General features: G+C 74.8%; 18 protein-coding genes. 7 read left to right on the top strand and 11 right to left on the bottom strand.

All coding sequences use genetic code 11. From position 1 onward, the window contains the following. Positions 1-165 precede the first annotated feature (165 nt). From ACFC1T_RS33460 to ACFC1T_RS33435, 6 genes are all read right to left on the bottom strand, one after another. Positions 166-1,299, bottom strand: a complete 1,134-nt coding sequence (locus tag ACFC1T_RS33460; RefSeq protein WP_375895103.1) for a methyltransferase domain-containing protein — start codon at positions 1,297-1,299, stop codon at positions 166-168. Continuing rightward, a complete protein-coding gene (locus ACFC1T_RS33455) occupies positions 1,296-1,445 on the bottom strand; it encodes a hypothetical protein (RefSeq protein ID WP_375895101.1) in 150 nt (49 codons plus the stop codon). Before ACFC1T_RS33455 ends, ACFC1T_RS33460 begins: the two co-directional genes overlap by 4 nt. A 280-nt stretch (positions 1,446-1,725) precedes the next feature. After that, complete coding sequence (locus ACFC1T_RS33450) at positions 1,726-2,574, bottom strand: helix-turn-helix domain-containing protein (protein WP_375895099.1); 849 nt, start codon at positions 2,572-2,574, stop codon at positions 1,726-1,728. Between the two features lie 26 nt (positions 2,575-2,600). Continuing rightward, entirely contained in the window at positions 2,601-3,185 is a 585-nt protein-coding gene (locus tag ACFC1T_RS33445) for a DUF6879 family protein (RefSeq protein WP_375895096.1), read from the bottom strand. Between the two features lie 255 nt (positions 3,186-3,440). Beyond that, positions 3,441-4,085 carry a DUF4360 domain-containing protein gene (locus ACFC1T_RS33440; RefSeq protein ID WP_375895093.1) on the bottom strand — a complete coding sequence of 215 codons (645 nt, stop codon included), beginning with the start codon at positions 4,083-4,085 and terminating at the stop codon, positions 3,441-3,443. A gap of 223 nt (positions 4,086-4,308) precedes the next feature. Further along, positions 4,309-4,719 carry a hypothetical protein gene (locus ACFC1T_RS33435; protein ID WP_375895091.1) on the bottom strand — a complete coding sequence of 137 codons (411 nt, stop codon included), beginning with the start codon at positions 4,717-4,719 and terminating at the stop codon, positions 4,309-4,311. 291 nt (positions 4,720-5,010) lie between these two features. Here ACFC1T_RS33435 and ACFC1T_RS33430 point away from each other — a divergent pair, with 291 nt between their 5' ends. From ACFC1T_RS33430 to ACFC1T_RS33415, 4 genes are all read left to right on the top strand, one after another. Next, positions 5,011-5,301: a DUF4287 domain-containing protein gene (locus ACFC1T_RS33430; protein ID WP_375895089.1), complete on the top strand. Its 291-nt coding sequence runs from the start codon at positions 5,011-5,013 to the stop codon at positions 5,299-5,301. A 225-nt stretch (positions 5,302-5,526) separates the two neighbouring features. Beyond that, positions 5,527-6,735 carry an FAD-dependent oxidoreductase gene (locus tag ACFC1T_RS33425; protein ID WP_375895086.1) on the top strand — a complete coding sequence of 403 codons (1,209 nt, stop codon included), beginning with the start codon at positions 5,527-5,529 and terminating at the stop codon, positions 6,733-6,735. 140 nt (positions 6,736-6,875) lie between these two features. Then, the gene (locus tag ACFC1T_RS33420) at positions 6,876-7,673 is read left to right on the top strand and encodes a hypothetical protein (RefSeq protein ID WP_375895085.1); all 798 of its coding nucleotides are present in this window, start codon (positions 6,876-6,878) and stop codon (positions 7,671-7,673) included. A gap of 54 nt (positions 7,674-7,727) precedes the next feature. Beyond that, entirely contained in the window at positions 7,728-8,423 is a 696-nt protein-coding gene (locus ACFC1T_RS33415; RefSeq protein WP_375895083.1) for a VC0807 family protein, read from the top strand. 48 nt (positions 8,424-8,471) lie between these two features. Here ACFC1T_RS33415 and ACFC1T_RS33410 read toward each other — a convergent pair whose 3' ends face one another. After that, positions 8,472-8,729 carry a hypothetical protein gene (locus ACFC1T_RS33410; protein WP_375895080.1) on the bottom strand — a complete coding sequence of 86 codons (258 nt, stop codon included), beginning with the start codon at positions 8,727-8,729 and terminating at the stop codon, positions 8,472-8,474. 63 nt (positions 8,730-8,792) lie between these two features. Here ACFC1T_RS33410 and ACFC1T_RS33405 point away from each other — a divergent pair, with 63 nt between their 5' ends. Continuing rightward, complete coding sequence (locus ACFC1T_RS33405) at positions 8,793-8,954, top strand: hypothetical protein (RefSeq protein ID WP_375895108.1); 162 nt, start codon at positions 8,793-8,795, stop codon at positions 8,952-8,954. Positions 8,955-9,102: 148 nt separating this feature from the next. Further along, a complete protein-coding gene (locus ACFC1T_RS33400) occupies positions 9,103-10,605 on the top strand; it encodes an amino acid permease (protein WP_375895078.1) in 1,503 nt (500 codons plus the stop codon). Here the strand turns inward: ACFC1T_RS33400 and ACFC1T_RS33395 are convergent. The 3 genes from ACFC1T_RS33395 to ACFC1T_RS33385 form a co-directional block, all read right to left on the bottom strand. Then, positions 10,556-11,230 carry a TetR/AcrR family transcriptional regulator gene (locus ACFC1T_RS33395; protein WP_375895075.1) on the bottom strand — a complete coding sequence of 225 codons (675 nt, stop codon included), beginning with the start codon at positions 11,228-11,230 and terminating at the stop codon, positions 10,556-10,558. The genes ACFC1T_RS33400 and ACFC1T_RS33395 overlap by 50 nt on opposite strands. A 122-nt stretch (positions 11,231-11,352) precedes the next feature. Then, positions 11,353-12,570, bottom strand: a complete 1,218-nt coding sequence (locus ACFC1T_RS33390) for an MFS transporter (RefSeq protein ID WP_375895072.1) — start codon at positions 12,568-12,570, stop codon at positions 11,353-11,355. Then, a complete protein-coding gene (locus tag ACFC1T_RS33385) occupies positions 12,567-13,460 on the bottom strand; it encodes a pirin family protein (protein ID WP_375895070.1) in 894 nt (297 codons plus the stop codon). The genes ACFC1T_RS33390 and ACFC1T_RS33385 overlap by 4 nt, the downstream gene beginning before the upstream one ends. Positions 13,461-13,604: 144 nt before the next feature. On the opposite strand from ACFC1T_RS33385, the gene ACFC1T_RS33380 reads away from it, so the two are divergent. After that, complete coding sequence (locus tag ACFC1T_RS33380; protein WP_375895067.1) at positions 13,605-14,174, top strand: NADPH-dependent FMN reductase; 570 nt, start codon at positions 13,605-13,607, stop codon at positions 14,172-14,174. Between the two features lie 131 nt (positions 14,175-14,305). Here ACFC1T_RS33380 and ACFC1T_RS33375 read toward each other — a convergent pair whose 3' ends face one another. Further along, positions 14,306-16,480 (bottom strand): HEAT repeat domain-containing protein, encoded by a 2,175-nt coding sequence (locus ACFC1T_RS33375; RefSeq protein WP_375895065.1) that lies wholly within the window; start codon positions 16,478-16,480, stop codon positions 14,306-14,308. Between the last annotated feature and the right edge of the window lie 91 nt (positions 16,481-16,571).

The raw sequence follows: 16,571 nt of genomic DNA, 5'->3' as shown, positions 1-16,571 counted from the left end.
CGGCCACCGGGCCGACGACCCGCAGGACGCGCTGAGCCTGTGCCGTTCCGTCGAGCTCGATCTCAGGCGCTGCGCCGCCGCCCGGTAGGAGACGGGCGCGACCCACGCCCCGACGCCCCGAACCGGTCCGCCATCACCCGGGACGAGTCCCGGGTGATGGCGGGCTCACCGGATCGGCCGGCCGGGGTTGTCCAGCCAGGCGCGCCAGCCGTCCGGGGTGACGGCCAGCCCGAGGCGCGCGATGCCGGGCTCGCCCTCCTCGTGCCACCAGGCGAGGGTCCGCTCGAAGTCCTCCCACAGGCGGCGGCCGCCGTACTGGCGGACCGGGTGCGCGTCCTCGCCGTCGCGGAAGGTCGCGGCCGCCCAGGCCGGGGTGGTGAGGGAGTAGAGCCACAGGGTGCGGGCGCCGTCGTCGTGCGGCTGGATCGCGTGGACGACGTCGCGCAGGCGCAGGCTGGCGGCGAGCGGGAACGGGTCGAACGTGCCGTGCGGCGGCAGGACGGCGGTGGTGGTGGACTCGGCGACGCTCCCGCCACCGGGCGGGTGCTGCGGCCGGCGCAGGCGCTGGGAGCGCATCTTCATGAACTCCACCGGCTGGAGGAACGGGCCGCTCGCGGCGCCGTCGCCGGTCACGGTGAGGCGGACCAGGGCGTCGGCGTTGGAGTAGTGGGTGCCGAACGGCGCCAGGATCAGCCCGCCGGGCCGGGTCTGCTCGATCCAGGCCCGCGGGACCTCGCGCAGCCCGTAGGTCGCGATGATCCGGTCGTACGGGGCGCCGGGTGGGTGGCCGGGTTCGCCGTCCGCACGGACGACGGTCGGCCGGTAGCCGGCGCCCGTGAGCGCGGTACGGGCCCGGGCGGAGATCCCGGGGTCGATCTCGACCGTCGTCACGTTCGCGTCGCCGAGCCGGTGCGCGAGCAGGGCGGCGTTCCAGCCGGTGCCGGTGCCCTGCTCCAGCACCCGCATCCCCGGCTCCACCTGGAGGTCGTCCAGCATGGAGGCGACCAGGGAGGGCATCGAGGCGGAGCTGGTGGGTACGGTGCCGGGCTCGGCGCCCCGGTGTTCGCCGTCGTCCCACTGCGTGACGATGGGGATGTCCGCGGCGGCCGCCGCCAACCAGCCGGCCTCGTCGGTGGTCCGGTCGACCGGTCGGCTCTTCCCGGTGGCCATGTCGTGGGCCCAGACCAGGTCCGGTAGGAACAGTGAGCGCGGGACGGCGTCGAAGGCCGACGTCCACGCGTCGGCGACGGGGAAGGACCGCCCCGGCGGGCGGTCCTCCTGCTCAGGTGCGAGCGTCACTTGCGGTGGCCCCCGTCCCCGGGCGGGGGGCCGCCGTCCGGGGACGGCGGGTCGGACGGCGGCGTCCACGGGGTGCCCGGGTGCCCGTCCCCCTCGCCGCCACCGCCACCCGCACCCGCGCCGCCGTGGCCTCCGTCGTGATCCATGCCGACCTCCCTTGTCGCCGCTGTGATGGTGCCTCCCGGTGCCGGGAGGAGTAGCGGGCCTGCCCGGCCCGCGCGAGCCACGCCGGGCCGCGAACGCGCACATCCGCGCAGTGCGGTGCGCACCGGACGGCAGACCATGGCGGTACTCCGCTCCCTCGCGGGCGGTGACGGCTGCGCGCCCGCCGGGAACCGGGTGTCCGGTCTGTCACGGCGGGCGACGGTTCGACGGTAGGGAGTCACCGCGGGCGTGTTCAACGCGATTGCGGGTGATTGCGGGGATTCACCCGAGGGTGTCGACCGCGATGGCGATGAGTGCCCGGGCCGCCGCGCCGTGGACGGCCAGCTTCGCCAGCTCGGCGAAGGCGCGGTGGTAGTCGGCGAGTTCGCGGGGCTGGGTCACGGTGACCTCGGCGGTCAGGGTCTCTACGCAGGCCTGGTCGTTGTCGAAGAGGTAGAACGCCTCCAGCGGCCAGATCCGGCGCTGCGCGGTGAAGGGGATGATGCCGAGGGAGACCGACGGCAGCGGCATCACGGCCAGGAGGTGGCCGAGTTGGCTGGCCATCGTCTCCGCGTCGCCGATGCGGTAGCGGAGCACCGTCTCCTCGATGAGGATGACGAACCGGTGGCGGCCGTCGTGGAGCAGCCGGCCGCGTTCGGTGCGGGCGGCGACCGCCTCGGCGACGTCGTCGGGGGTGCCCTGGAACTCGGTGATCGAGCGCATCAGGGCGGTGGCGTAGGCGGCGGTCTGGAGGAAGCCGGGGACGACGTTGGAGACGTAGGCCCGGCACACCGCGGTCCGGTGGTGCAAGGTCAGCGACTCCTGCTGCACCTGCCGCATGCCTGTGCGGTGCACACGGCGCCACTCCAGGTACATCAGCTCCACCGCGCGCAGCGAGGAAATCAGGTCGCCGGTCTGGTCGGCGGAGTCGCACGCGGTGCACCAGGCGCGCAGGTCGGCCTCGGACGGCGCCGACTTTCCGCTGAGGATCCGGGAGGTCTTGGAGGGGTGCCAGCCGCACCGGGCGGACAACTCCTTGTTGTTGATCCCGGCGTCCAGCATCAGCTCGCGCAGCCGGACGGCGAGCGCGGCGCGGGCGGCCTGGGCACTGGATGAGGGCGAGGCGGGCATGGGCTGTCTGCTCGGCGCGGGCGGGCTCAGACGGTGTACCGCTCGTGCGGGACGGCCCGTTCCCACACCGCTTCGAACGCGGTGGCGCAGAGCTTCGCGACGGCGGGGTCCTCGGTGTCGGAGGTGCGCGGGTCGGCCCAGTCGCCGTCACCGGTGAAGTGGTTGAACCGCACGACGCGGTCGTCGAACAGCCAGAAGTCGGCGCCGGGCAACGCCAAGTCGCACGCGTCGCGGCGCGGCAGCCAGCGAACGTCCTCGCCGGCCGCGGTGTTGACCGGCGTCATGGCGTGCAGGTACCGCGTGTAGAGGGTGACCGGCTCGGACACGATCCGGGCCCGGCGGACAGCCACACCCCGTTCGGTCGCCTCGCGCAGCATGGCCGTCCAGTCCCGCCAGTACTCCGACTCCGGGTCGAGGTCGGAGTCTTCTGCAGAATCGGGATCGCCGACCTCGGCGTTCAGTGCGTCGTCCGCCTTCAACCCCTGAATCACCAACTCCTGCTTGTCGTTGTCCAGCAGCACCATGGGCGACCCTTCCTTCCCCGTCTCAGGGTCGATCCCCACGAAATCTAGCCCCACGACACCCTCCAGCACCACGCCGGTTTCGGTCACTTGCGCGTCACCGTTCCGCAGTGCTGACGATCCGTCAGGGGCGTGCGGGCGCAGCCGGGCGGCTCGCGTCCGCGCTGGCCGTACGGCGTGCCCCGGCTCGTGCAGCGAGGGGTGCGACTGCCGGGCGCAGCCTGGTCCGCCGGTTCGGCCACCGGGCCGACGACCCGCAGGACGCGCTGAGCCTGTGCCGTTCCGTCGAGCTCGATCTCAGGCGCTGCGCCGCCGCCCGGGGGCGGCGGGCGCGGCGTCAGGAGGTCATGGACAATGCCGCAGGGTCAGGTGGTACACGGTTTTGACCGTGCCGTCCGTCGAATCCATCTCCAGGAAGCTGGTGTCGCCCGGGCTCGAGGTGCCGCGGTCGACCTGCAGTTCGGTGGTGATGTCGAGGTTGCGCTCCTCCCCGCAGGGGGCGAAGGCCAGGGCTGCGGCCGGCGCGGTGTCGGTCGTCTGCCAGTCGCCGTTGAACCCGCCCTTGAAGTGGTGGGTCGCGGTGGTGGTGCGGGGGTCGCCCTGGAAGTGGTAGCGGGCCCGCTGGGTGCCGGAGGCGCCCGTCGCCAGTGACGCGAAGCCGCGGTATTCGGCGGACACGATCGCGTAGGTGTAGCCGCTGGGGACGTGCACGAGAAGGGTGAGCTGACAGTTCTTCCGGAAGTCGGTCGGCGACGCCCCGGGCCCCACCTGGGCGAGGTAGTTGCTGTAGGTGACGGTGAAGACGGTGTTGTCGGGGGACACGGCGACGGCGGCCGTCCCCTCCGGGCAGCCGGTGCCGTTGACCGCCACGCTGTCGATGACGACCCGCTCCTGCGGCGGGGGTGGGGGCGGGGCCGGGCTGCCGCCGAAGGCCGACGAGCCGAACAGTGAGGTGGCGACACCAGTCGCGGCCAGCACGCGGAGCACCATGGTTTCCCTTCGACCGTCCACGGGTCCGGGGGCGGGCGTCGGTCTCCGCGCCCGCCCCCGGATCTACACGTCGGCATCGCACCACACACCGCGCACCCGAGTACAGAAGGTGACAAATCGGTCACTCAAACGGCCCGCACGGTCGGGGCGTCGTTCACCCACGTACGGGAACAGGGCGCCGCGCGGGCGGGCGGGACGTCCCCGCCCGCGCCGTCGGGTGGTGTCAGTGGACGAAGATCCGGTGCGGGGTGTCCTTGGTGGCGGGCTGGTTGCGGTCCAGGTGGACGCCCGGGTAGGTCTTTCCCGCGTTGCGTACGGCGAAGCTGATGAGCACGGCCATCAGGCCGGTCACGCCCGACAGGCCGGGGACGGCTCCGCCGCCGCCGATGAGGCAGGCGACGGCGATGAGGGCGATGCCCGCCGCGAGGAGGAGCCAGCCGGAGGTGGTGCGGGTGCGCTGCTTCTGTGCGGCGGTCGGCTCGGATTCCAGCACGACCTTGATGGGGAGGCGGCAGTCGCCGCAGTACGCGTCGAGGACGACGGACCCCGACTCCGGGCGCCGGCTCGCGCCGAGCGGGAACAGGTGCCACTGCGAGTGGTAGGTCGTGCTGCGCAGCCCCTCGGTGCGGGTCATGCTCGTCCGGTGGCCCAGACGGAACCGTGAGACTTCGGTGGGCACGCTCATGGATCTCGCTCCGTCTCCCCGTGCGCGGGCCCCCAAGTGTCCGCGCGGGCCGCGATGTTAACAAACGCCCGTGTACGCGAGGGGCCGCCGGGGTTAACAAACGCCCGTGTACGCGAGGGGCCGCCGGGCGACGCCCGGTCGGCGCGGCCGGTCCGGGAAGTTCCCGGCCGGCGGGCGATGAGTTTCGCCGCCCGGGCCGGTCTACCCCTTGAACACACCGACACGAGCAGGAGAGAACACATGTCCTTCCAGGCGTACCTCGACACCATCGAGACCAGGACCGGCCTGACGCCGCGCCAGTTCGTCGCGCTCGCCGAGCAGCGCGGCTTCGACGCCCCGGCCACGAAGGCCGGGGTGATCCTCGCCTGGCTCAAGGAGGACTACGGACTGGGCCGCGGCCACGGCATGGCCCTCGTCCACGTCCTCAAGCACGGCGCGAAGATCGACGCCCGGCACGTGGGCACCACGGGGTCGCACCGTGACGCCTCCGACACCCTGTGGCTGGACGGCAGGGCGACCAGGCCCGCGTGAACGGTCGGGCCCGGGCCGGGCCGGGGCCGGACTGCGGTCGGGCCGGGGTCGGGCCGTTTCGGGGTGTGCTACGGTCGTCGGCGCTGGCTGGAATGCGCGAAAAAATCCGCTCCTGAATGGTGTTTCTGAGCGGCGCCCCACACGGTGTTCGTTCCTCTGCGAGGAACCCGGTGCTTCCTTCGTCGTCCTGAACGAAGGCAGAGGACTGTGCTTTTTCCGTACCGTGTGATCATCATCGGGGCCGGACTGGGCGGGCTCGCGCTCGCCCACGGCCTGCGCGAGCGAGGCGTCGACGTCACCGTCCACGAGCGCGACGCCCGTCCCGGGGCCCGACCGCAGGGCTACCGCATCCAACTCGACGAACCCGGCCTCACCGCCCTACGGCAGTGCCTGCCCGCCGAGTTGTTCGGGCTCTGCCTGGCCACGGCCGGGGCACCGCCGGCCCGGGTCTCGGTCCGCAACCGTCACCTGGAGGTCCTGGCGGACCGAGCCACGGGCCGAACCGCGGACCCGACGGCGGGCTTCGAGGCGGCGGGCGTCGGCCCGCGCGCCTTCGACCGGCCGACGCTGCGTCGGATCATGCTCCTCGGACTGGGCGACCGGGTGCACCACGGCGCACAACTGGCCTCCTACCGGCACGAGGACGACGGGCGGGTCACCGCCTGCTTCGCCGACGGCCGGACCGCGACCGGCGACCTGATCGTCGGCGCCGACGGCGTCAACTCGACGGTGCGCCGGCTCCTGCTGCCCGCGGCCCGGGTCGAGGACGCCGGCCTGCGGCTGGTCTACGGCCGGATCCCGCTGGACGGGCGGGCCCGCGCAGCCCTGCCGGGCTGGGCCTTCGAGAGCATCTTCACCGTGGTCACCGACGGCCCGGGCAAGGCCCATCTGGGCCTGGGCCCGGTGGAGTTCGCCACCCGGCCCGACCTGGCCGGCCGGGCCCGGACCCCCGCCCTCGACCTGCCCCCGGCCCACGACTACCTCGCGTGCATGGTCGGCGCACCCGCCGACCACCCCGCGATGCCCGCCCCCGCGGACCTGCGCACGCTGCCGCCCGCAGCCCTGCGCGAACTCGCGCTGCGGCTGCTGGGCGACGGCTGGCACGAGGACGTCCACCGCCTGCTCGCCCGGTGGGACACCGCCTCGCTCTTCCCGCTGCGCATCTCCACCTCCGCCCCCGTGCCGCCCTGGGAGCCGGGCCCGGTGACGCTGATCGGCGACGCGATCCACGCGATGAGCCCGGTCCTGGCGATGGGCGCCAACACCGCCGTCCGCGACGCCGCCGAACTCAGCCGCGCCCTGGCCGACGCGACCGGCCCGGGCCCGGGCCTGGCCCGGGCCGTGGGCGTGTACGAGAGCCGGATGCGGGACTACGCCTTCCCGATCGTCGCCGACTCCCGCAGGACCGGACAGCAACGCGTCGGCCAGCGCTGACAGGACCCGTCGGGCGGGCGGCAGACCTGCGGGCGGGCGCGGTGTCCGTGCCCGCCCGCGGACGGCCGAGGGCGGTCGCAGGCGGTCGAGGGCAGGCTAACGCCCTTGAGCGGAGCCGGTGTTGGTGCTTCACTGTGCGGATGATCAGCGAGGCCGAGATGACTGACCTGTTCGGCGCCGTACTCAGCAGGCACCGGGTGGACACCCGGGCGCGGTGGCGCAACGCCGTGTGGGCGCTGGTGGTGGCCGTGCCCAGCGGCTGGCTCGGGCTGTGGGCGCTGGTCGCCGCGGACGACGGCCGTCCGGGCGGGGGCCGGGCGATCGGCCTGGTGATCGGCCTGTCCCTGGGCGCGCTGTACGTCGCCGTGACGCAGGCGTGGCGCGCGGTGCGGGGCGGGTCGGGAGAGTACTTCGAGGTCCGCGAGCGCGGGATCGTCCACGGCTCGCGGCGCGGTGCGGTGGGCTGGGAGTGGAGCCGGATCGTGTCGGTCACGATCCCCGGCACCCCGAGGATCCACGGCCTCGCCCGCCGGCTGGGCAACGACTACCGCTGCCGCCTCGCCCTCGACGGCGGCGCGCGCCTGTACATCGACGGGCACGCCGCCGGGGCCTTCGGCCTGGGCCGCGCGGTGCTGGAGCACAGCCCCCGGGCGCGGCGGCTGCAAGGGGACGAGTGGCAGGACCGGGCGGGCGGCTGGTTCCTGGCCGGGGCGGCGGCGTTCCTGCTGGCGGGGGTCTCGATGGTCGCCTATCTCGCGAGCCACGCGGACACCACCCGCACGGTCACCGACCCGAACGGGATGCTCCGCGAGGAGACCGTGCAGGGCGTCGGCGACGGTGTGATCATGGCGGTCGGGCTGAGCCTGCCGGTGTGCGCGATCGGCGCGATCACGTGCATCGTGCTGTACGTCCGCTACCGGCGCTACCGCCCGCGCTGACCGGGCGGTTACGCCGCGGCACTACCCTGGCCTTCCCCGGCCCCGGAGGACGCCGTGCCCCCCACGCGAAGCGCCGGCGGTGACGCCCCCGCCCCGCCGCCGCGGCCCAGCGGCCGGCGCCTGCTGCTCGGCGTCGCCTGGGACGTCGTGGTCCCGATCGCGGTGTACTACGGGCTGCGCGCCGCCGGGGTCGGCGTCTTCGGCGCGCTGCTGGCCGGCGCCGTCCTGCCCGCGCTCACCACAGCGGTGCGGTGGCTGCGCACCCGGAGCCTGGAGGGCATGGCGGGATTCATCGCCGGGACCATGCTGCTCGGCGTCGCGGCCGCGCTGGTCAGCGGCAGCCCCCGATTCCTGCTGGCCAAGGACGGGTGGCTGACCGGCGTGGCCGGGCTCTGGTTCCTGGCCTCGGTCAGGGCCAGGCGTCCGCTGCTCTTCCACGCCGGACGGCCGCTGCTGGAGGGCCGGTTCCGCTCCGACGGCACCTCCTGGGACGTGCTGTGGGAACGCGAACCGGCCTTCCGGCGGATCTGGCGGGTCTCGACCGCGATCTGGGGCGTGGCGATGCTGCTCGACGCCGCCGCGCGGGTCGTGATGGCCTACACCCTGCCGGTGGACGCGGTGCCCGGCCTCGGCGCGCTGCTGTGGCCGGTCACGCTGGTGCTCCTCCAGGTGGTCAACGGCCTCTACTACGAGCTGGCCGGGCTCTGGCGGCTTACCTCCGGCACGACCGCGCGACCGCCGCGCGGCTGAGCACCCCCGGCCGGGAGGTCGCCTGCGGTGCGGTGCCGGGCGCGGCCGTCACCGCTGGAAGGGGCTGGGGCCCCAGGCCTTCCCGCCGACCGGGTAGCTGTACAGCGGCCGGCCCTTGACCGCGCTGGTGCGGAACGGCGCGCCGCCGCCGGGGCCGACGGTCAGCGTGCCCTTACGGGTGCCGCTGGACCACTCCAGTTCCAGGTACCAGCTGACGTCGTGGGAGGTGGTCTGGGCGGTGACCTCGATGACCTGCGGGTTCCGCTCGCTCACCTCGACCGGCAGGCCGGCGCTGCCCTCGGTCACCACCGGGCGGGGGCGGCCGGCCCCGGCGCGGTCGCACCCGTGGTCGCCCCGGTGGTCGCGCCCGTGGTTGCTCCGGCGGCGGCCGCCGGGGCGGGAGCGGAGGCGGGGTCGTTCTTCGACGACTCGCTGATCGGCGACGTCGTCACGGTCGTGCACTCCAAGGAGAAGACCGTCGCCCCCGACAACGGACTCGGCGGCTGGAACCTCCTCTGGGCCAACTGGTAGCACCGGCCCGGGCGTTGGCCGGTTCCACGGCGCCTCGCCGCCGGCACCCGCCGGACGGGGTTCCACCGGGGTTCCACCGGGGGCTTGATCATGACGGGTGGTCGGGGCCAAGATCTCCCCCGGTTGGATCACAACGGGGGGAGCCGTGATGTCCGAGGACCGGTCGGTCAGTCGTGGGCTGAGACAGCGCCACATCGCCATGATCGCGCTGGGCGGTGCGATCGGAGCCGGGCTGTTCGTCGGCTCCGGCGTCGGGATCGCCGCGGCGGGGCCGGGGATCGTGGTGTCGTACGTGGTGGCCGGGGTGCTCACGGTGCTGGTCATGCGGATGCTCGGCGAGATGTCCGCCGCCCGCCCCGGCTCCGGGGCGTTCGCCGCGCACGCCACCCGCGCCTGGGGGCCGTGGGCCGGGCTGCTGGCCGGCTGGATGTACTGGGCGCTGCTGGTGGTGAGCGTGGCCGCGGAGGCGATCGGGGCGTCCCGGATCGTGGCGGGTTGGCTGCCGCAGGTGCCGGCCTGGGTGTGGGTGGCGGTGTTCATGGCGCTGTTCACCGGGACGAACCTGGCGGGTGTGCGGCACTTCGGCGAGCTGGAGTTCTGGTTCGCCGGGGTGAAGGCGGCCTCGATCTGCGCGTTCGTGCTGCTCGGCGCCGCCGCCGTGCTCACCGGCCGGACGCCGGCCGCGGAGAACCTGACCGCGCACGGCGGGCTGCTGCCGCACGGCTGGCACGGGGTCGCGGTGGGCACGATCGCCGCGGTGTTCGCGTACGGCGGGCTGGAGACGGTGACCATCGCCGCCGCCGAGTGCGCGGACCCGGTGGCCGCGGTGCGCCGGGCGGTGCGCACGGTGCTGTGGCGGGTGGCGCTGTTCTACATCGGCTCGATGGCGGTGATCGTCGCCGTGGTGCCGTGGGACGACCCGGCGGTCGCCGGCGGCCCGTACGCGGCGGCGATCGGCCGGATCGGGGTGCCGGGCGCGGCGCAGCTGATGGACGCCGTCGTGCTGGTGGCGCTGCTGTCGGCGATGAACGCCAACATCTACGGCTCCTCGCGGATGCTGCACGCCCTCGCGGCCCGCGGTGACGCGCCGCGCCTGCTGACCGGGCGTGGTGGGGTGGAGGACTCGGATGGTGCGGGCGGCGGCGCGCTGGTCGGGGCCGGGCGGGCCGTGCTCGCCTCGGCCGCGTTCGGTTTCGGGTCGGTGGTGCTCAGCCTGCTGTGGCCGCGGACCGTCTTCCCGTTCCTGCTGAACTCGATCGGGACGGCGATCCTGGTGGTCTGGATCCTGATCGCCGCCTCCTACCTGCGGCTGCACGGCCGGCGGCGGCGCACGGACGGGCCGGAGCAGGAGCAGGAGCGCGGGCGGGAGCAGGCGGCCTCGATGTGGGGCTTCCCGTACCTGGGCTACGGGGCGCTGGCGGCGATGGCCGGGGTGCTGGTGTTCATGCTGGTGGACCCGGGCAGCCGCAGCCAGGTGCTCTGCACCGGCGCGTGGACGGCGGTGCTGCTGGTGGTGGCCGGGCTGCGGCGGCACCGGCGCGGGCCGGTCGCCGGTCCGGCCGTGGCGGCGGCCCCGGGCACCGGGCCCGCCGTCGCCGCGGTCACTGCTCCCGTGCGTACCGGGCCAGGAACAGGTCGACCCCGGAGCTGATCGTGCGGTGCATCGCGGCCTCGTCCAGTTCGGCCTCCGGGCGGAACGTGCGCACCAGCTGCGGCACGCCCACCGTGCAGGCGACCAGCTGCTGCACGGCCAGCGCCGGGTCCTCCACGGCGAGCACCCCGCGGCGGTCCAGTTCGGCGAAGGCCTCGATCAGCGGGCCGTTGTTCATGTCGTAGCTGACCCGGTACCAGAGCTGGCCCAGCTGCGGGAAGCGGTCGATCTCGCCGATCACCAGCCGGCGCAGCGACATGATGTCGGGGCGCAGCAGGATGCGGGTCCAGTCGAGGGTGAGCGTGATCAGCGCGGAGCGCAGGTCGTCGGCCTCGGCGATGGTGGAGTTCCACGGCTTGAGGTCCTCGTAGGTGGTGGGCAGTATGCCGCCGATCACCGCGAGGAAGAGCCGCTCCTTGTTCCCGAAGTGCTTGTAGATGGTCGCCTTGGAGACACCGGAGCGCGCGGTGATGGCGTCCATCGAGGCGGCGGAGTAGCCCTCCTTCAGGAACTCGACCAGGGCCGCGTCGATGATGGCCTGTCGGCGGCGCTGGGCGGCGTCGACCGGGCTCGGGATGATCGGGATGCCGAACTCGTCGGTCGGCTGGGGGTCGTCGGCGGCCATCGGGTTCTCCTCGGGGTGCTCGGGGGAGACGGTACGGGCCAGTATATGAAACTGAACGGTTCGGTCGGTCCGCTCGGTCGGTGTGCTCGGCCGGCGCGTCGGCGGGGCGTCGGCGGGGCGGGTTACGGGCCCGGCACGGCGATCCGCTCGGCGAGCACCGCCAGTTGCGGGCCGAACGCCGCGCCGAGCAGGAACACCAGGTTGAACAGTCCGATCGCCTCCGGTCGCCGCTGCGGTGCCACGGCCTCGGCGGCGGCGCCGGTCAGGATGCCCTGGCCGCCCGCGTTGACGCAGGCGCTGGCCCCGGCGCCCAGCAGCACCAGCGGCGCCCAGGGGCCGAAGGCGGCGAGCGCGAGTGCGGTGAAGGAGCCGCCGAGCAGCAGGCCGGTGGTGCGGCGCAGGCCGAGTCGGGGTGCGGCGCGCACCAGCGACCAGGAGAGCAGCGCGCCGGTGAGGGTGGCGAGCGAGCCGACGGCGCCGGTCTGGACGGTGCTCCAGCCGGTGAGCGCGGCGGCCCGCCGGGGTGCGCCGTAGACCAGGCCGAAGTTGACGGTCGCCAGGATCAGCATCACCGCGGCGACGGCCCGGAAGCGCGGCACCGCCAGGGCGTCCAGGCCGAGGAACGAGCGGCGCGGCGCCTGCGCGCCCGGGCCCCGCGCGGGCTTCCGTACCGGATCCCGTGCCGGCTCCCGTGTCGGCTCGGGCTTCGGTCCGGGCTTCGGTCCGGCGCATCCGCGCAGTACGGCCGGCAGTACGGCCAGGGTCAGCACCGGCAGCACCAGGCAGGTCCGCCAGCCCAGCCCGGTCGCCACCGCCGCGCCGATGAACAGGCCGGCGGTGCCGCCCGCCGCGCTGCCGATCGCGACGACCCCTGAGGCGCGTCCGTCCGGCTGGCGCGCGGCCAGTTGGAAGGCGGCCACGTTGAACCCGGCCGCGCCGACCGCTTGCAGGGCGCGCCCGGCGACCAGCGGGCCCAGGTCCGCCCCGGCGGCGAGGGTGACCAGTACGCCGAGCAGCAGTGCCCCCGCGGAGGCGAGCAGCAGTGTCCGGGGGTCGCGCCGCCCGGCGGTGGCGGTGAGCAGCGGGGTGCCGAGCATCATGCCGAGCCCGTAGCCGCTCATCAGCCAGGCGGCGGGGCCGGGGCCGGTGTGCAGTTCCCGCGCGACGGCGGGCAGGACGAGGCTCGGGCTGGAGAGTCCGGCGGCTCCCGGGGCGGCGAGCGCGGCGAGCAGCAGGCCGGTCCGGAGCGACCCCCGTGCGCCCCGGCCGGTGCTGTCCGTCGGCGGCTGCGCGGGGCGGGCGTCCGCCCCTGCCGCCGTGTTCAGTGCTCCCGGGTTCATTCCGGGATCCGCCCGAACTTCCCGTTGGAGAAGTCGAGTTGGGCCTGCCGGAGTTCGGCCGCGGTGTTCATCACGAACGGGCCGCCGCGGGCGACCGGCTCGCCGATCGGCTCGCCGGCCAGGACCAGCACCTCGGCCGGTCCGTGCGGTGCGGCGACGGTGATCCGCTCGCCGTCGTGGGCCAGGACCGCGAGCTGGCCGTCCGTCAGCGGCGCGTCGGGCAGTTCGACGGCGCCGGAGAGCACGTAGACGGCGGCGTTGTGGCCGGTCGGCACGGTGAAGTCGGCCCGCCCGCCGGCGGGCAGCACGGCGTGCGCGAGCAGGACCGGCAGGTGGGTCTCGAAGGGTCCGGCCACGCCGTGGCTGCGGCCCGCGATCACCTTGACCCGGCTGCCGTCCTCGGTGTGCACCACCGGGATGGTGTCGGGCCCCTGGTTCTGGCTGCGGGCCGGGAGGTCCTTGAGCCGGGCGGGCAGGTTCACCCAGATCTGGAGCATGTGCTGGCGGCCGCCGTGGGCGAGCAGTTCGGCGGTGGGCTCGTTGGAGTGGACGATGCCGGCGCCGGCGGTGAGCCACTCGACCTCGCCGGCGACGCTGGTGCCGCGCCGGCCGGTCGAGTCGGCCCAGTCCATCGAGCCCTCGATGAGGTAGGAGACCGCTTCGAAGCCGCGGTGCGGGTGGGCGGGGGCGCCCTTGGCCTCGCCGGGGGCGAGCAGCAGCGGACCGGTCTGGTCGACCATCAGGAACGGGTCGAGCATCGGGAGCTCGGCCACCGGGAACGGGCGGCGGACGGGGAACCCGGCGCCCTCGAAGGTGTGCACGGGGTCGATGACGGTGGTGGTCGAGCGGACGGGGGCGGCCTGGGCCGCGGCGGACTGAGTCGTCGTCATGCCGAGGACTGAACTACACAAGCCAGTTCAGAGTCAAGACTGAACTGTCTGGTTGACGCATTGAACTGAACGGTTTAGGTTTCTCGGCGTCGGAACAACCACCGCCGCCCCGGCAGCCACACGCACACCGCAAGGAGCACCGTCATGAGCGCGTCCAAGGTCTTCGCCATCTCCGGCTCGCTTCGCGCCGACTCGCACAACACCGCGCTGCTGCGCGCCGCCCGGAAGCTCAACCCGGCCGGCATGGAGATCGAGATCTACGACGGCCTGCGCGAGATCCCGCCGTACGACTACGACCTCGACCACCCCGGCAAGCGCCCGGCCGTCGTCGACGAGCTGCGCCGCAAGGTCACCGAGGCCGACGGACTGCTCATCGCCACCCCGGAGTTCAACTACTCCGTCCCCGGCGTCCTCAAGAACGCCCTGGACTGGCTGAGCACCGACTGGAGCAAGAGCGAGGGCCTGCCGCTGCACCGCAAGCCCACCGCGATCATGGGCGCCGCCCCCACCAACTTCGGCTCCGTCCGCGCCCAGCTGGCGCTGCGCCAGGTCTTCGTCTGGACCGACAGCGACGTCGTGGTCAAGCCCGAGCTGGTCGCCTTCCGCTCGCACGAGCGCTTCGACGAGCAGGGCGAGCTGACCGACGAGGGCACCGCCGGGATCCTCAAGGACCTGCTCGCCGCCCTCCAGGGCAAGATCGACGCCCGCGCCTGACACCCCCTCCCCCGGAACCCACCGCCCCCACGCGACACGGAGCCCCGCCGAGCACCCGCCCGGCGGGGCTTCGCCGTGCCCGGGCTCCCCGGCGTCACCGGGGAGGCCGGGGACGCCGGGGACGGCAGGTCTCAGGCGGTCGGGCCGAGGAGGGCCGCCAGTGCGGTGCGCAGGTGTTCGTCCTCGCGGATCATCGCGTGGTCGGCGCCGGAGAGGACCAGGCGGCGGTCCCGGGTGGCGAGCGCGGTCAGGCGGTCGTGCTGTTCCGGGGTCAGGGCCGAGGCGCCGAGGGCCCGCAGGGCCTCCACGGCGTGCTTGAGGTCGGCGTGGGTCTCGGCGGAGTGCAGGGCCGCTTCGGCGAGGCGGGTGCGGTCGAGGACGGCCGGGTCGCCGACGACGAGCAGGGCGAGGACGGCCGAGGGTGCCAGGGTCGGGTCGTCGAGGAAGGATTCGAGGCGGGCGGTCAGTGGGCGTCCGGCCGGGCCGAGGGCGGCGATCTCGCGGGCGGCGCGGGCGGCGGTCCAGCGGAACCACTGCCGGCCCCGGCTGTTGTCGAGCACCGAGGCCAGGACCGGGACGGCTTCGGCCGCCTGCCCGGTGATCCGCCACAGGGCGAGCGCCAGGGCGAGGTCGGTGTCCACCTGCGGGGTGGTGTCGCGCTCGGCGGTGCGGGCGAGCGCCTCCCGCAGGGCCGGGACGAGGGGGGCGGCCGCCGGTCCGAGGGCGGCCGCGGCCTGGGCGCCGTCACCGGCGCCGCGTACTCCGGTGGCGAACGCCGCCTCGGCGGCGGCCAGCAACGGTCCGCTCTCGCCGGTCAGTTCGTGCAGCGCCTGGGCCACGAGGAGCTTCCCGGCCTCGGCGCGCAGACCGGTGGCGGCCTGCGCGCGCTGCTCCGCTCCGCCGTCGGCGGCGACGGCGGTGATCGCGGTGGCGGCGTACGGGAACCGGGGCAGCACGGCGCACAGTTCGGGCAGCGCCGTGACGGCCTGCGGGCCCCATCGCCGCAGCAGGTGGACCAGGCCCGCGATGTCGTTGTTGTCCTGGACCGTCGTGCAGCCGCAGTCCTGGCATTCCGAGGCGGGCCGCTCCAGGGCCTTGGCGGCCAGGCGGGCGCGAACCGCGGCGAACAGCTCCGGGTCGAACGGGAAGGGGGCGTCGGCCGGGGCGTAGGACCCGGCGGCGCTCTGCATGGCGCGCGGGCGCCGGCCGAGGGCCCGGGCCAGCAGCGGGGCGGCGGCCTCCGGCGCCACCAGGACGAGCGCGGCGAGGGCCTGGTCGGCCGCCTCGTCGTCCGGCCCGTTGTCCGCCTGGGCGTCCGGCCGCGCGGCGAGTTCGGCGAGGACGGGCGCGGCCTCGGCGGCGGCCGGGCCGAGCTTGGCCAGCAGCTGGGCGGCCGCCCGGTCGGCGGCGAGCGGGACGATCGCCGGGACCAGCCGCTGCGGGGCGCTGCGGGACAGGGCGCAGGCGCGGTCGGCCGCCCACAGGGCCTCGGCCCGCACCTCGGGGCGCTCGTCGCGCAGGGCGGCGTCGAGCAGGGCGAGGGCGCTCTCGCGGTCGGCGGCGTCGTCCCGCTCCAGCAGGTGCCCGACGATCGTGCGCAGCGGCTCCCGGTGCTCGCCCGCGTGGCCGAACCGGGCGGTCTCGCGCGCGGGCAGCAGGCCGAGGACGGCGTCGTGGTGGGCGGCGAGCCACGGTTCGTCGGCGTCCAGCGCGGCGAACACGGCGGCCAGGCGCAGCGGCGCGGGCGTGTCCGGGGTGAGCAGGGCGCGGGCCTGGTCGGCGGCGCCCTTGCGGTCCAACCGGCCGTAGGCGGTGAGGAGTTCGGCCCGGACGGCGGGTTCGGTCTCGGTGGCGAGGTGGGCCCGGACGGCGGGCAGGGCGGTGCCGGTGTCCCGGGTGTGGCCGACGGTCCAGCCGGCCGCCTGCCGCACGTCGGCGTCCTCGTCCGCCAGCAGCGGTATGAGCAGGGGCAGTTGGGCGGTGACGGCGGCCCGTACGGCGCCCGGCTCGACGCCGTGCTCGTCCTCGCTCTCGGCGAGGCAGCCGAGCAGGCGGAGCGCGTCGACGCTCTGGCTGCCGGAGGCGGCGATCCGGGCGAGGTAGGGGGCGGCGTCGACGCTGGCCGCGTACACGGTGCCCTGGTGGACGATCGAGCCGTACAGCTCGTCCAGTGCCTCCTCGGCGTCCTCGCCGCCCTCGGCGAAGGCGCGCAACAACTCGGGCAGGTCCTCGGCGGGGCCGTAGGCGTGGTCGACGGTGGCCCAGGGGTGGTCGTCGAGGCCGGCGAGGGCGGTGGGGAGCTCCATGGCCGCGATCTTCGCAGGGGCCTCCGACATCCCCTCGGACGGGGTGGCGCGGGCGGACCGGGGTGGGCGAGACGAGCCTCCGCGGTTCCGG

The organism is Kitasatospora sp. NPDC056076, assembly GCF_042266305.1.
GTDB lineage: Bacteria > Actinomycetota > Actinomycetes > Streptomycetales > Streptomycetaceae > Kitasatospora.
This window is presented reverse-complemented; position numbering and strand designations above follow the sequence as displayed.